The organism is uncultured Flavobacterium sp., assembly GCF_963925185.1.
Classification (GTDB): Bacteria; Bacteroidota; Bacteroidia; order Flavobacteriales; family Flavobacteriaceae; genus Flavobacterium.
Map to the genome: position 1 here is coordinate 1 of NZ_CAWURC010000003.1, position 14,265 is coordinate 14,265.

The following is a 14,265-nucleotide window of genomic DNA, read 5'->3' on the forward strand; positions in this document are numbered from 1 at the left end:
CGTTGGGTGTAATTAGTTTTTAATGGGAATTTTTAGTCGGTGTGATTAGTTTTTGTATGAAAATCGTATCGAGAACAAGAAAAATTTCGTTAAAAACGATTCTCGATACATTTTTTGTTCCGTTTTACTGCACAAAAAACACTCGAATAAACGTTTTTAATAATTACACCCAACGGGTTAATACTGATTATGACATCCCCTTTTTGTAATCCACTATTTGCTGGAGGAGAGTTTTTGCGAACATTTTAGATGAGATAAACTGGCTTTAATACAAATTTATATTTAAAATTATTAGCTTGATAATTACCGCTAGTTTCATCCGTACCCTCAATTATTGTTAGGACAGTTTCGAGGTCAACCGTCTCCTGAACCCATTGTAAACCATTGTGTTGAATTTCCCCACCAGAATCCAGTAGGGGATTTAGCTCTATCCATTAAATTTTACGGGAATAAATATTAAATTATTGATGAGTTTAAAAGGAATTACAACTTTGCTAACTCTATTTTTGAGCAAAAACCTTCTTGTCCCAAAATAGGAAATACCAGAATTAAAATGAAAAATAAAATAAATATTTTTTTCATTAGAAAAGGTTTGTATAAAATTAAATAATAATAATAATAATAATAATTCTGAAGCCTCTTTACAGACAAATTAAGAGTTTTCACCCAAGTAAATTCGAAAAAAAATTGCAAATTTGCATCAAATTTACAAACATGCCTAAAATTTCAATTAGAGGTCGAAGAATGCCTGAATCGCCAATTCGAAAATTGGCTCCTTATGCAGAAATGGCCAAAAAAAAAGGTCTTAAAGTTTATCATTTAAACATTGGGCAACCCGATATAAAAAGCCCAAAAATTGCTATTGAAGCTATAAAAAATATTGATTTAGACATTATAGAATATGGGCCTTCTGCAGGTTATGAAAGCTATCGAAAAAAACTAGCCCAATTTTACATCCAACAAGAGGTAAAAGTAAATTATGAGGATATAATGATAACTACAGGTGGCTCAGAGGCTCTTTTGTTTGCACTTGGCAGCATCATGGATCCAGGAGACGAACTCATTATTCCTGAACCATTTTATGCTAATTACAGTGCTTTTTCAGAAGAATCAAGCGCTACAGTAGTTCCTGTGATTTCTAATATTGGAAGTGGGTTTACGCTACCTACTATTGAAGAATTTGAAAAAGCCATTTCACCAAAAACCAAAGCCATCTTAATATGTAATCCTAATAATCCAACAGGTTATTTATACTCGGAATCCGAAATTAATCAATTGGGGGAATTAGTAAAAAAACACGATTTATTTTTAATAGCAGACGAAGTGTACCGTGAATTTATATATGATAAAAAAGACAAGCACTTTTCGGTAATGAACTTAAAAGGAATTGAAGAGAATGTAATAATGATTGATTCTGTTTCCAAAAGATACAGCATGTGTGGGGCGCGTATTGGTTGCATGGTGACTAAAAACAAAGAGGTTATAGCTGCCGCAATGAAATTTGCACAAGCACGTTTATGCCCGCCAACTATCGAACAAATTGCTTGTGAAGCTGCAATAGAAACACCTCAAAGTTATTTTGACGAGGTGATTTCAGAATATAAAGAACGAAGAGATACTTTGATTGCCGAATTAAATAAAATTGAAGGCGTATTAGTAACTACTCCAAAAGCTGCTTTTTATTGTATCGCTCAGTTGCCTGTTGATAATACAGATGATTTTGCACAATGGCTATTGGAAAGCTATGATTTAAATGGTGAAACAGTTATGGTAGCTCCAGCGGCGGGATTTTATTCAACTCCAGGTGTTGGGTTAAATCAAGTGCGAATTGCTTATGTTTTAAAAAAAGAGGATTTGATTCGTGCTGTGCAAATCATAGAAGCAGCAATTTCAGTTTATAATTCAAAATAATACTAATATAAGGAGTATTGAATCACTCAACATCGCAATTAATTTTTGGCGGCCATTGATTTTTTTGGCATTTATTAATTATCTTTACCCACTTAAACTTATACACCCATAATAACAGTAATTTTTAATGATAAATAACGAAGAATTTCATGACGAAATAGGAAATAATCATATCAGTTTATCTGCTACAAACCCAGTTAGAAATGATGCTTTTGATATTTCAGACGATGAAAAAATCGATAAAATAAGAAAAAATGTCGAAAACATTCTGCTTACTCTTGGAATGGATTTAACAGATGATAGTCTAAAAGGAACACCTAATCGGGTGGCTAAAATGTTTGTAAAAGAAATTTTTGGAGGGCTTAATCCTGCCAGAAAACCAAAGGCATCTACATTTGAAAATGGCTATAAGTATGGCGAAATGTTGGTCGAAAAAAATATTACACTTTATTCCACTTGTGAGCACCATTTGCTTCCCATTATTGGAAAAGCACATGTCGCCTATATTTCAAAAGGAAGAGTAATTGGTTTGTCGAAAATTAATCGAATTGTAGAATATTATGCCAAAAGACCTCAGGTTCAAGAGCGTTTAACAATGCAAATTGTACAAGAGCTTCAAATTGCACTTGGAACCGAAGATGTGGCTTGCATTATCGATGCGAAACACCTATGTGTAAATTCTAGGGGAATAAACGATATAGAAAGCAGTACCGTAACATCCGAATTTGGAGGAAAATTCAAAAACGAACAAACTCGAAGAGAGCTTTTGGACTATATTAAATTAGGTACTAAATTCTAATTTTGGTTAAGCGATTAACAGATTAACCATTAAATAGAAACCAAAACAATACATTAAACGATTAATCCGTTAACCGATTAAACCATAAACAACAATGCCTTTATACAAAACCCAAACTCTAAAAATATACAATTCCCTTTCAGGAGAAAAAGAAATTTTCACTCCTATTCACGAGGGAAATTTGGGAATGTATGTTTGTGGACCTACGGTTTATAGCAATGTACATCTTGGAAATGTGCGGACTTTTATGTCTTTTGACGTGATCTTCCGGTATTTTTTGCATTTAGGTTACAAAACCCGTTACGTGCGAAATATTACCGATGTCGGACATATCGTTGATGACGTAGATGATGGCGAAGATAAAATTGCAAAAAAAGCACGTTTAGAACAACTTGAACCAATGGAAGTTGTTCAACAATATACGGTCGATTTTCACGATATACTGAATTTATTCAATTTTGTGCCGCCAAGTATAGAACCAACAGCAACAGGTCATATCATTGAACAAATTGAGATTGTAAAGGAAATTATTGATAATGGATTTGCTTATGAAGTCAATGGTTCCGTATATTTTGATGTAGTTAAATACAACAAAACCAATAATTACGGTATATTAAGTGGCCGAAACATTGATGACATGCTGGCAAATACTAGAGATTTGGATGGACAAGGCGACAAAAAAAATGCGCAAGATTTTGCCCTTTGGAAAAAAGCCGAACCGCACCACATTATGCGTTGGCCTTCACCTTGGAGCGATGGTTTCCCTGGTTGGCATTTAGAATGTACCGCAATGAGTACCAAATATCTAGGCAATCATTTTGATATTCACGGTGGCGGAATGGACTTGAAATTTCCACATCATGAATGTGAAATTGCACAGAATGAAGCTTGCACAGGACACAATCCAGTAAATTATTGGATGCACGCGAATATGCTGACTTTGAATGGTAAAAAAATGTCAAAATCAACAGGAAACAATATTTTACCAAGAGAAATAATAACTGGCGAAAGTGAATTTTTAAGCAAAGATTTTTCTCCAAGCGTTGTAAGATTCTTTATGCTTCAAGCACATTACAGAAGCAATCTCGACTTTACAAATGATGCTATTCTTGCTGCCGAAAAAGGATTTTACAGATTGATGGAAGCTTTAGATGGATTAGGCGAAATTAAGCCGGGAACCACTTCTACTCTTGATATTTCAAGTTGGAAACAAGGTTGTTATGACGCCATGAATGACGATTTTAACAGTCCCATTTTGATTGCGCAACTATTTGAAGGCGTCCGTTTTATCAATGTATTGAAGGATAATTCGGCGACACTTACTGCTGGAGATTTTAACACATTTGAAAAATTAATGCATTCTTTTGTATTTGACGTTTTGGGTTTAAAGAATGAAAAAGCAATTGGAAACAATAACGAAAAATTGGAAGGTGTTGTCCATATGCTAATTGGAATGCGAAATGAAGCGAGAGCAAATAAAGACTTTGCAATGTCGGACCAAATTCGCGATCAATTGATTGCTTTGGGAATCCAGTTGAAAGATGGAAAAGAAGGCACAACATTTAGTGTTCAGTAATAAATAAAGATTATGTTTTCAAGAATCTTAATATTTCCTTTTGTAGTATTGGTTCGTTTTTATCAAAATGCTATTTCCCCTTTTACCCCATCTTCTTGCCGATTCGAGCCAACTTGTTCGAGTTATATGATTGAAGCATTGCAAAAACATGGTTTTTTTTACGGTGGTTTTTTGGGAACAAAAAGAATATTGAGTTGCCATCCTTGGGGAAAAAAAGGCTACGATCCTGTTCCTCCAAAAAAATGCAACCACAACCATTGATAAAAATATTGAAATCCTAAACAAAAAATGTATTTTTACACTAAATAAAAAAAACAATGACACACGCTTTGAACATAGTTTGGAACCCATCAGAAGGAATTGATTTAGGCTTTTTTGTAATTCGTTTTTACAGCTTAATGTTTGTAATTGCTTTTGGTTTGGGTTGGTACATAATGAAAAATATTTTTGAAAGAGAAAACGAATCCCTAGAAAAATTAGATTCATTATTCATTTGGATCGTTTTGTCCACACTAATTGGAGCCAGATTGGGGCATGTTTTGTTTTATGATTGGGAATATTTTCGCAATCATTTACTTGAAATATTTTTACCCTTTCGATTCTCTCCCAATTTTGAATTTACGGGATACCAAGGTCTCGCTAGTCACGGCGCAGCCATATCGATAATTATCGCGATGTATTATTTCAGCAAAAATATATTGAAAAAACCGCTCATATGGATATTAGACCGAATTGTAATTCCCGTGTCGGCTGGTGCTATTTTTGTACGATTCGGTAATTTTTTCAATTCTGAAATTGTTGGAAAAGAGACTACCTCTTCTTTCGGCGTTCGATTTATAAGAGATCAGTTTAGCCCAAGAGATGTTGTAAATGCAACACAAATAGCTAGTCCAAAAGAGGCTTACCAAGCCATCGCTACAAATTCTCAGTTTGCAAATTTACTTCAACAAGTTCCTGCCAAACATCCGGCTCAATTATATGAAGCTTTTTGTTATATTTTTGTTTTTGCAATCCTGTTTTTCTTGTATTGGAAAACAGAAGCCAGAAAAAAATCAGGTTATTTATTTGGCTTGTTTCTAGTACTTTTATGGTCCGTTCGCTTTGTTGTGGAATATGTAAAAGAAAGTCAAGGAGGTTTCGAAAGCGCATTAGGTTTATTTTCAACAGGACAATGGCTCAGCATCCCTTTTATCTTGATGGGTTTGTATTTTGTTTTTACTGCCGAGAAACCCGTTCATTTATAGCGTTGTAATACGAATACAAAACTTAATAAAAAAAGCTTCCGAAATTTGGAAGCTTTTTTATTTTATCTTATAAATCAGAAAATTTGATTCATCTTTTAAGTATCATTAATACCAACTCCATTTGGAGTGAAATATTTGGAATAACCAATTACCAAAACATTGTCTATGTCCTTAGGAGAATTACATCCATAAAAAAATTTAACTTAATTGGAGCGGACCTGAAGCCACATTTTCAAAAACAGGGCTTGTTTGAAATGGACCAGAATCGATTTGATTTAAATAATTCCCTACAGCTGTTGCGGTAACGGTTATTATCTGATTTTTTACAAATGAATCAGTAACGGTACAATTCAAGCTCAAAATTGCTTTTGATAGATTTACGTAACATCTATAGTTTTGTTTGTAGATGTACAAGGCTGACCTAAATCTGGAGTAAAAGTATAAGTGCCACTATTCTATTCAACTTACGAATAAGTTGACCCATTTCAAAAAGCCTTTATAAAAAAAAGACCCGAATACAATTCGGGTCTTAGTATATTTAAAATTAAAGATGTTACGCGTTATGCGCTTCTTCAATTCTTTTATGTTCTTCTTCAGACATAGTGTCAACTAAAACAGGAGTTGCAATAAACAAGGAAGAGTAGGTTCCTACTACAATACCAATTAGCATCGCAAAGATAAATCCACGAATAGATTCTCCTCCAAAAACAAACATAATCAACAATACCATAATCATCGTTAATGATGTATTAATGGTTCTTGACATAGTACTATTAATAGATTGATTTACTATACTATTAAAATCTCCTTTGGCTTTTTTACCACCTAAAAATTCACGAACTCTATCAAACACAATTACGGTATCATTCATAGAGTATCCAATTACGGTAAGAATCGCAGCAATAAAATGTTGGTCGATTTCCATACCAAAAGGGGCATATTTATATAATAACGAATAAATTCCCAATACAAAAATAACATCGTGAACTACTGCTGCAATCGCACCCAAACTATATTGCCATTTTCTAAAACTGATTATTAAATACAACCCTACAATTAGCATTGCACCAAGAACTGCCCAGTATGCATTGGTTTTGATATCCTCAGCAACTGTTGGCCCTACTTTTGACGCTTGTAAAATTCCAGCTTTTTTTCCGTCGTAAGCATTTACAAATTTATCATAAGTTAATCCTGCAGAATAGTGTTGCTTTAAATTGTCATACAACAATCTGTTTACTTCTTCATCTGCAGCACTTCCTGATTCTTCAACTTTATATTTCGTTGTGATCTTTAATTGATTGTCATTACCAAAAATCTTAGCCTCGGCACTACCAAATACCTTATCATCAGAAAGCTCTTTTGCAACAGCTTCAGCAGAAATTGGTTTTTCGAAACGAACTTGGAAAGTTCTACCTCCCACAAAATCTACACCTTGATCAAAACCATTGGTAACAATTGAAAAAACACAAACAGCAGTTACAATAGCTGAAAAAGCATAAGTCCATTTTTTGATTCCCAAGAAATCAAAATGGAAATTAGTAAAGAAATTTTTAGAAAAATTAGTGACAAATGATAAGTTTAGGTTTTTACTTATTCTTCTATCTAAAAATATTCTTGCAATAAATATTGAAGTAAATAAAGAGGTTATTATACCAATTAACAATGTAGTGGCAAAACCTTTTATTGGCCCCGAGCCAAAAATAAATAAAACACCACCAGTTAAAATATGGGTAACGTTTGCATCAACGATAGAACGCATTGCCCCTTTCCAACTATAGGAAGCAATAACAGCTTCTTCTAATGATTTACCCGAACGCAGTTCTTCTTTTGCTCTTTCATAGATAATAATATTTGCATCTACTGCAGTACCCATAGTTAAAACAATACCCGCAATACCAGGCAATGTTAATACAGCACCTAAACTTGCTAAAATTCCGAACAAAAATAATAAGTTGACTGCCAATGCAATATTTGCATACCAACCAGCTCTTCCATAATAAATCATCATCCAAAGTGACACCAATAACAAGCCTAAAAGAGCTGAATTAGTACCATTATCAATAGCTTCTTGACCTAAGGATGGTCCTACAACCTCTGATTGAATAATATCGGCCGCAGCAGGAAGTTTACCTGCTCGCAATACGTTAGCTAAATCTTTAGTTTCTGAAATGTCAAAATTTCCCGAAATTTCTGATCTTCCTCCTGAAATTGGACCACTAGAAACACCTGGAGCAGAATAAACAACATTATCCAAAACAATGGCGATATTGCTTTTTTGAGTATAAGCTCTTCCTGTTAATTCTTCCCAAGCTTTTGCTCCCTGACCGTTCATTTGCATTGTCACAGAAGGCTTTCCTGATTGATCAAATGAATCTTTAGCATCAGTAACAACGCCACCACCCATTGCGGCAACATTATCTCTATTGCCTTTTAAAGCATACAATTCAACGGCATCAATTACTTTACCTTTACCATTGTCGAGATTTGTTAGTTTTCCCCAAACAAATTTTGCATAACGCTGGTCTGGTGCTAATAAAATTCTAATGTCAGCTCTTCTCAAATAACTACCAACAACGGCAGTGTCTTTTGGAGAGAATAGACCTAAAACTGGTCCGCCACCTTGTTGAAGAATTTTATCAAATAATGGATTGTTTCCTATTTTTGTAGACGCTGAATCTTTTTCAGTGGTTAACAAAGCACTTATAGAATCTTTTACAGCAACCTTAACTTCAGGAGTTTTGATTTCAGTTTTTTTCAAAGCCTCGTTTGCAGCCACCAAAAAATTTCCTATTTCTTCCGTTTTATACGTTTCCCAAAACTCTAATTGAGCAGTACTTTGTAATAATTTTTTTATCCTATCTACATCTTTAGCTCCAGGAAGTTCCACTAAAATTCTTCCAGTTTCACCTATTTTTTGAATGTTAGGTTGGGTTACGCCAAATTTATCGATACGCTTTCTTAATACTCCAAATGCACTTTCAACAGACTCATCAACTTTTCTTTTGATTACTTTTTGAGCTTGTGCGTCAGTCATTTGAAAATCAATTCCACCTTCACCTTGTAAAGTTCTGTTTGCAAAAATATCTGGAGAGGCCAGCTTTACTGTCCCATTAGAATTGGCATCAAAAGCTTCAAAAAATGCATCAACATAATTTTGATTTCCTTTTTGATTGGCCGTTGCATCTGCTAACGATTTATTGAAAACCGGATTTTTAGAATTATTGGATAATCCTTTTAAAACATCTTTAACGGAGATTTGTAGTATCACATTGATACCCCCTTCTAGGTCAAGACCTTTATTGATTTGTTTGTCTTTAACTTCATTGAAAGTAAAATTGGTAAACCCAAGGTTGAATACTTTTTCTTTACCGATTGAGTCAAGATATTTTACCTCTTTTTCAGGATTTCCTCCTGCAAAAGATTTTGCATCGATTTTTATTTTGCTAGATACGAAAGTAAACGAAAGTTGGTAAATGCTTACCAATGCAAATAGAATTGCGAAAAATTTAATAAGTCCTTTATTCTGCATTATTACTAAAAATTAATTATTTTATTTATTTATTTTTGTTTCAACCCTTATTAGATAAGGCATAACATATATTTTTGTTAAAAAATAAGCCGTTATGAATTATGTCCTCTTTTTTAAACCGAGCAAATATATAATTAACGTAAAGATTAACCAATTTATTTATTGATTAATGTCAAAAAAAGACTGCTATTGTGCAGTCTTCTCTTTTTATACCTATATTATTATGCTAAAACTGATTTTAGGTCGGCATTCATATTCCTAACCGCCTCGGCACTTTTGGCGAAAGCTGCTTTTTCAGCATCTATCAATTTGATATTAAGAATTTGTTCGATTCCGTTTTTACCTATGATACAAGGAACGCCAATACAAATATCACTTTGACCATATTCGCCTTCTAACATTACAGAACAAGCAATCATTTTCTTTTGATCATTCAAAATACTATCCACTAAATACGCTACCGAAGCTCCCGGTGCATACCAAGCAGATGTTCCTAAAAGTCCAGTTAATGTAGCTCCGCCAACCATGGTGTCAGCAGCAACTTTAGCTAATTCTTCTTCTGATAGAAATTCAGAAACCGGAATACCATTATAAGAAGCTAATCGGGTCAAAGGAATCATAGTTGTATCTCCATGACCGCCAATAACCATTGCCGAAATATCGTTTGATGGTTTGTCTAATGCTTTTGACAAATAATATCTAAAACGGGAACTATCAAGTGCTCCACCCATTCCTATAATTCTGTTTTTTTGTAAACCTGTAGTTTTCAATGCTAAATAAGTCATTGTATCCATAGGGTTTGAAACTATTACCACAATTGCTTCTGGAGAATGTACCAAAACATTTTCGACAACTGTTTTTACAATTCCTGCATTAATACCAATCAATTCTTCGCGAGTCATTCCTGGTTTTCTTGGAATTCCAGATGTAATTACTACTACATTACTATTCGCTGTTTTTGAATAATCATTGGTTACTCCTGATACTTTAGTATTAAAACCAGTATTAGTGGAACATTGAGAAATGTCCATCGCTTTTCCTTCGGCAAAGCCTTCTTTGATATCCAGTAATACTACTTCACTCGCAATTCCTCTATACGAAATTGAATCTGCGCAAGATGCTCCCACATTTCCTGCTCCTACTATGGTAACTTTCATTTTTATATGTTTGTTTGTTGTTGTTTATTATCCGAAGCTAATCCCGCTATACATTGCAATCCAAGCAAAAAAACGTGGGATTATCACTGCTATCGGGGCTAGGGCATTCTGAATTTGATTACGCGTCGATATTAGCATAAACTGCATTTTTCTCGATAAATTCTCTTCTTGGCGGAACCTCATCTCCCATTAACATAGAGAAAACTCTATCGGCTTCAGCAAGACTATCAATAGTTATTTGGCGCAAAGTTCTAAAACTTGGATCCATCGTAGTTTCCCATAATTGTTCCGCATTCATTTCTCCAAGACCTTTATAGCGTTGAATTGCTGCGCTTCCTCCCATTCTTGCATTAGCCTGATCGCGTTGATCGTCGTTCCAAGCGTATTCTTTTTTGTTTCCCTTTTTAACTAAATACAAAGGTGGCGCTGCAATATATACGTGTCCTTCTTCGATTAATTCTTTCATAAAACGGAAGAAGAATGTCAAAATCAAAGTAGAAATGTGGCTACCATCAACATCGGCATCACACATAATAATTACTTTATGGTAACGCAATTTTGAAATATTCAACGCTTTACTATCTTCTTCTGTACCGATGGTTACGCCAAGTGCCGTAAATATATTTCGAATCTCTTCGTTTTCAAACACTTTGTGATGCATCGCTTTTTCGACATTCAAAATCTTACCACGCAATGGTAAAATAGCTTGAAAGGCACGGTCACGACCTTGTTTTGCTGTTCCACCAGCCGAATCTCCCTCAACAAGATATACTTCGCATTTTGCAGGATCTTGTTCAGAACAATCAGATAGTTTTCCTGGTAATCCGCCACCACCCATTACGGTTTTGCGTTGTACCATTTCACGCGCTTTTTTGGCAGCGTGACGCGCTTGGGCAGCAAGAATTACTTTTTGAACAATGATTCGAGCATCATTTGGATTTTCTTCCAAATAATTTTCTATCATTTCGCTCACCGCTTGACTTACAGGCGCAACTACTTCTCTGTTTCCTAGTTTTGTTTTGGTTTGTCCTTCAAATTGTGGTTCCGAAACTTTTACCGAAATAATAGCCGTAAGACCTTCACGGAAGTCATCTCCAGCAATTTCGAATTTCAATTTATCCAACATTCCAGAGGCATCTGCATATTTCTTCAAGGCTCTGGTAAGACCCGTTCTAAAACCTTGCAAGTGCGTTCCTCCTTCGTGCGTGTTGATGTTATTTACGTAGGCAAAAATATTCTCGGTGTAACTGGTATTGTAAATTAAGGCAACCTCAACTGGAACTTCCCCTTTTTCAGAATTCATTGAGATGACGTGAGAAATAATTGGCTCCCGATTAGAATCCAAATAACGAACGTATTCTTTTAAACCTTCGGTAGAATGAAAAATTTCTTGAACAAAATTTCCGTCTTTGTCTACTTCTCTTTTATCCGTAAAAGTGATTGTAATTCCTTTATTAAGATACGACAACTCCCGCATTCTAGATGATAAAGTGTCATACGTGAAATCTGTAGTTTGTGTAAAAATAGTTGGATCTGGATAAAAAGTAACAATAGTTCCTCTTTTAGAAGTTTCCCCGATTTGTTTAACTGGATAAAGCGATTTTCCTCTTTCGTATTCTTGCTCATATACTTTTCCATCTCTATGAACCGTAGCTCTCAAATGTTTAGACAGCGCATTCACTACAGAAACTCCAACACCATGTAATCCACCGGAAACTTTATAAGAATCCTTGTCGAATTTCCCTCCTGCACCAATCTTGGTCATAACGACCTCCAATGCCGAAACGCCTTCTTTTTTATGTATATCAACCGGAATTCCACGACCATTATCCTCAACAGTAACCGATCCGTCCTCGTTTATATCAACCCTTATAGTGTCGCAATGGCCGCCCATCGCTTCGTCGATTGAATTATCGACAACCTCATAAACTAAATGGTGCAAACCTCTTACACCTACATCTCCAATATACATAGAAGGCCGCATTCTTACGTGCTCCATTCCTTCTAATGCCTGAATACTATCTGCTGAATAATTGTTTTTTTTGATTTCTTCGCTCATATAATTTAATCTAAAAATGTAATTTTTGTATAACACGCAAATATATGAAAACACATACCATTTTTTGTTTAAAATTGTGTTTTAAGTTGGTAAGTTATTAACATTTTGTTTATTTATTGCAATAAAAAACGCCCTCAAATTGAGAACGTTTTTTTTATCTACAATTAAAATAAAATTGGTTTTTTATCCTTTTATATAAGCATCATCATGAACACTTGCAACCGCTCTTCCTGATGGGTCGTTCATATTTTTGAATGCTTCATCCCATTCCAAAGCAATTTTTGTACTACAAGCTACACTTGCCTCTTGAGGAACACATAAAGCTGCAGCGTCACTTGAAAAATGCTCATGAAATATAGAACGGTAATAATATTCTTCTTTAGAAGTAGGTGTTTGTAAAGGGAATCTATATTTCGCATTAGCTAATTGCTCATCCGAAATTTCGACAGCTACAGTCGCTTTCAAAGTATCAATCCAACCGTAACCAACACCATCACTAAATTGTTCTTTTTGTCTCCAAGCTATGCTTTCTGGCAACATATCTTCGAATGCTTTACGAACTACCCATTTTTCCATTGGATGTTCTTTATTAATCATTTTATCTTGTGGATTGATTCGCATCGCCACATCCATAAATTCTTTATCTAAAAACGGAACACGGCCTTCAATTCCCCATGCTGCAAGACTTTTGTTAGCTCGCAAGCAATCATACATATGAAGTTTACTCAATTTTCGAACGTTTTCTTCATGAAATTCTCTTGCGTTAGGTGCTTTATGGAAATATAAATAGCCTCCAAAAAGCTCATCTGCCCCTTCACCAGACAATACCATTTTGATACCCATTGATTTAATAACTCTCGCCATTAACCACATTGGTGTCGATGCTCTTATAGTAGTTACATCATACGTTTCAAGGTTGTAGATCACATCTTTAACAGCATCTAAACCTTCTTGAATAGTAAATTTAATTTCGTGGTGAATCGTTCCGATATGATCTGCTACTTTTTGGGCTGCAGCCAAATCTGGCGAACCTTCTAATCCAACAGAAAACGAGTGTAATTGTGGATACCAAGCATCTACAACATCACCGGATTCAATACGTTTTTGAGCATACTTTTTGGCAACAGCCGAAGTAATAGAAGAATCTAAACCTCCAGAAAGTAAAACTCCGTAAGGAACGTCACTCATTAATTGTCTGTGAACAGCTGCTTCTAAAGCGTCTTTAATAGCTGAAATACTTGTTTCATTATCTTTTACAGCATCAAAATCAACCCATTCTCTTTTGTACCATTGCACAAATTTTCCATCTTTACTGGTCATGTAATGTCCTGGAGGAAACAATTCGATTTTAGTACAATATCCTTCTAAAGCTTTCAATTCTGAAGCCACATAAAAAGTTCCGTTTTGATCCCAACCAATGTATAATGGAATAATTCCCATGTGATCCCGCGCCACAAAATATTCATCTTTTTCTACATCATAAATTGCAAATCCAAAAATACCGTTCATTTCATCAATAAAATGGGGTCCTTTTTCTTTGTAAAGTGCCAAAATAACTTCGCAGTCACTTTCGGTTTTAAAATTATATTTTCCTTCAAATTGTTTGCGCAATTCTCTGTGGTTGTATATTTCGCCATTAGCAGCCAAAACAAGATTTCCATCTTCGCTAAATAAAGGTTGTTTTCCAGATGCTGGATCTACGATTGCCAAACGTTCATGAGACATGATTGCTTTTTCGTTACTGAAAATCCCGCTCCAATCTGGTCCGCGATGACGGATAATTTTAGACATTTCCAATACTTGAGGTCTTAAAACTTCTGCTTTTTGTTTTAAATCAAAGGCACATACTATTCCGCACATAACTGTATATTTTATTGTTTTTGTTTATTTTATGGGGCAAAGATGGATGTAAAGTTCTAATTGAAAAACACAATCGCAATTTTTAGTTTTAAATTATAACTAAAAATTAGAATTTAGATTAAGAATGTAA

At 34.7% G+C, this 14,265-nt stretch carries 10 protein-coding genes; 5 read left to right on the forward strand and 5 right to left on the reverse strand.

Going from position 1 to position 14,265, the window contains the following annotated elements; all coding sequences use genetic code 11:
- Positions 1 to 714 precede the first annotated feature (714 nt).
- From AABM59_RS01235 to lgt, 5 genes are all read left to right on the forward strand, one after another.
- A complete protein-coding gene (locus AABM59_RS01235; RefSeq protein WP_338407167.1) occupies positions 715 to 1,911 on the forward strand; it encodes a pyridoxal phosphate-dependent aminotransferase in 1,197 nt (398 codons plus the stop codon).
- A gap of 127 nt (positions 1,912 to 2,038) precedes the next feature.
- Positions 2,039 to 2,710, forward strand: a complete 672-nt coding sequence (gene folE, locus AABM59_RS01240; protein ID WP_338407168.1) for a GTP cyclohydrolase I FolE — start codon at positions 2,039 to 2,041, stop codon at positions 2,708 to 2,710.
- Between the two features lie 94 nt (positions 2,711 to 2,804).
- Positions 2,805 to 4,286 carry a cysteine--tRNA ligase gene (cysS, locus tag AABM59_RS01245; protein ID WP_338407169.1) on the forward strand — a complete coding sequence of 494 codons (1,482 nt, stop codon included), beginning with the start codon at positions 2,805 to 2,807 and terminating at the stop codon, positions 4,284 to 4,286.
- 12 nt (positions 4,287 to 4,298) lie between these two features.
- On the forward strand, positions 4,299 to 4,547 hold the full coding sequence (yidD, locus tag AABM59_RS01250; protein WP_338407170.1) for a membrane protein insertion efficiency factor YidD: 249 nt from the start codon (positions 4,299 to 4,301) through the stop codon (positions 4,545 to 4,547).
- A gap of 56 nt (positions 4,548 to 4,603) precedes the next feature.
- Positions 4,604 to 5,530 (forward strand): prolipoprotein diacylglyceryl transferase, encoded by a 927-nt coding sequence (gene lgt / locus AABM59_RS01255; RefSeq protein ID WP_338407171.1) that lies wholly within the window; start codon positions 4,604 to 4,606, stop codon positions 5,528 to 5,530.
- A gap of 198 nt (positions 5,531 to 5,728) precedes the next feature.
- Here lgt and AABM59_RS01260 read toward each other — a convergent pair whose 3' ends face one another.
- From AABM59_RS01260 to asnB, 5 genes are all read right to left on the reverse strand, one after another.
- Complete coding sequence (locus tag AABM59_RS01260; RefSeq protein ID WP_338407172.1) at positions 5,729 to 5,890, reverse strand: hypothetical protein; 162 nt, start codon at positions 5,888 to 5,890, stop codon at positions 5,729 to 5,731.
- Positions 5,891 to 6,083: 193 nt separating this feature from the next.
- On the reverse strand, positions 6,084 to 9,059 hold the full coding sequence (gene secDF, locus AABM59_RS01265; RefSeq protein WP_338407173.1) for a protein translocase subunit SecDF: 2,976 nt from the start codon (positions 9,057 to 9,059) through the stop codon (positions 6,084 to 6,086).
- A 221-nt stretch (positions 9,060 to 9,280) separates the two neighbouring features.
- The gene (locus AABM59_RS01270; RefSeq protein ID WP_338407174.1) at positions 9,281 to 10,216 is read right to left on the reverse strand and encodes a malate dehydrogenase; all 936 of its coding nucleotides are present in this window, start codon (positions 10,214 to 10,216) and stop codon (positions 9,281 to 9,283) included.
- A gap of 118 nt (positions 10,217 to 10,334) precedes the next feature.
- A complete protein-coding gene (gene gyrB, locus AABM59_RS01275; RefSeq protein ID WP_338407175.1) occupies positions 10,335 to 12,275 on the reverse strand; it encodes a DNA topoisomerase (ATP-hydrolyzing) subunit B in 1,941 nt (646 codons plus the stop codon).
- A 183-nt stretch (positions 12,276 to 12,458) separates the two neighbouring features.
- Positions 12,459 to 14,135: an asparagine synthase B gene (gene asnB / locus AABM59_RS01280; RefSeq protein WP_338407176.1), complete on the reverse strand. Its 1,677-nt coding sequence runs from the start codon at positions 14,133 to 14,135 to the stop codon at positions 12,459 to 12,461.
- Positions 14,136 to 14,265 lie beyond the last annotated feature (130 nt).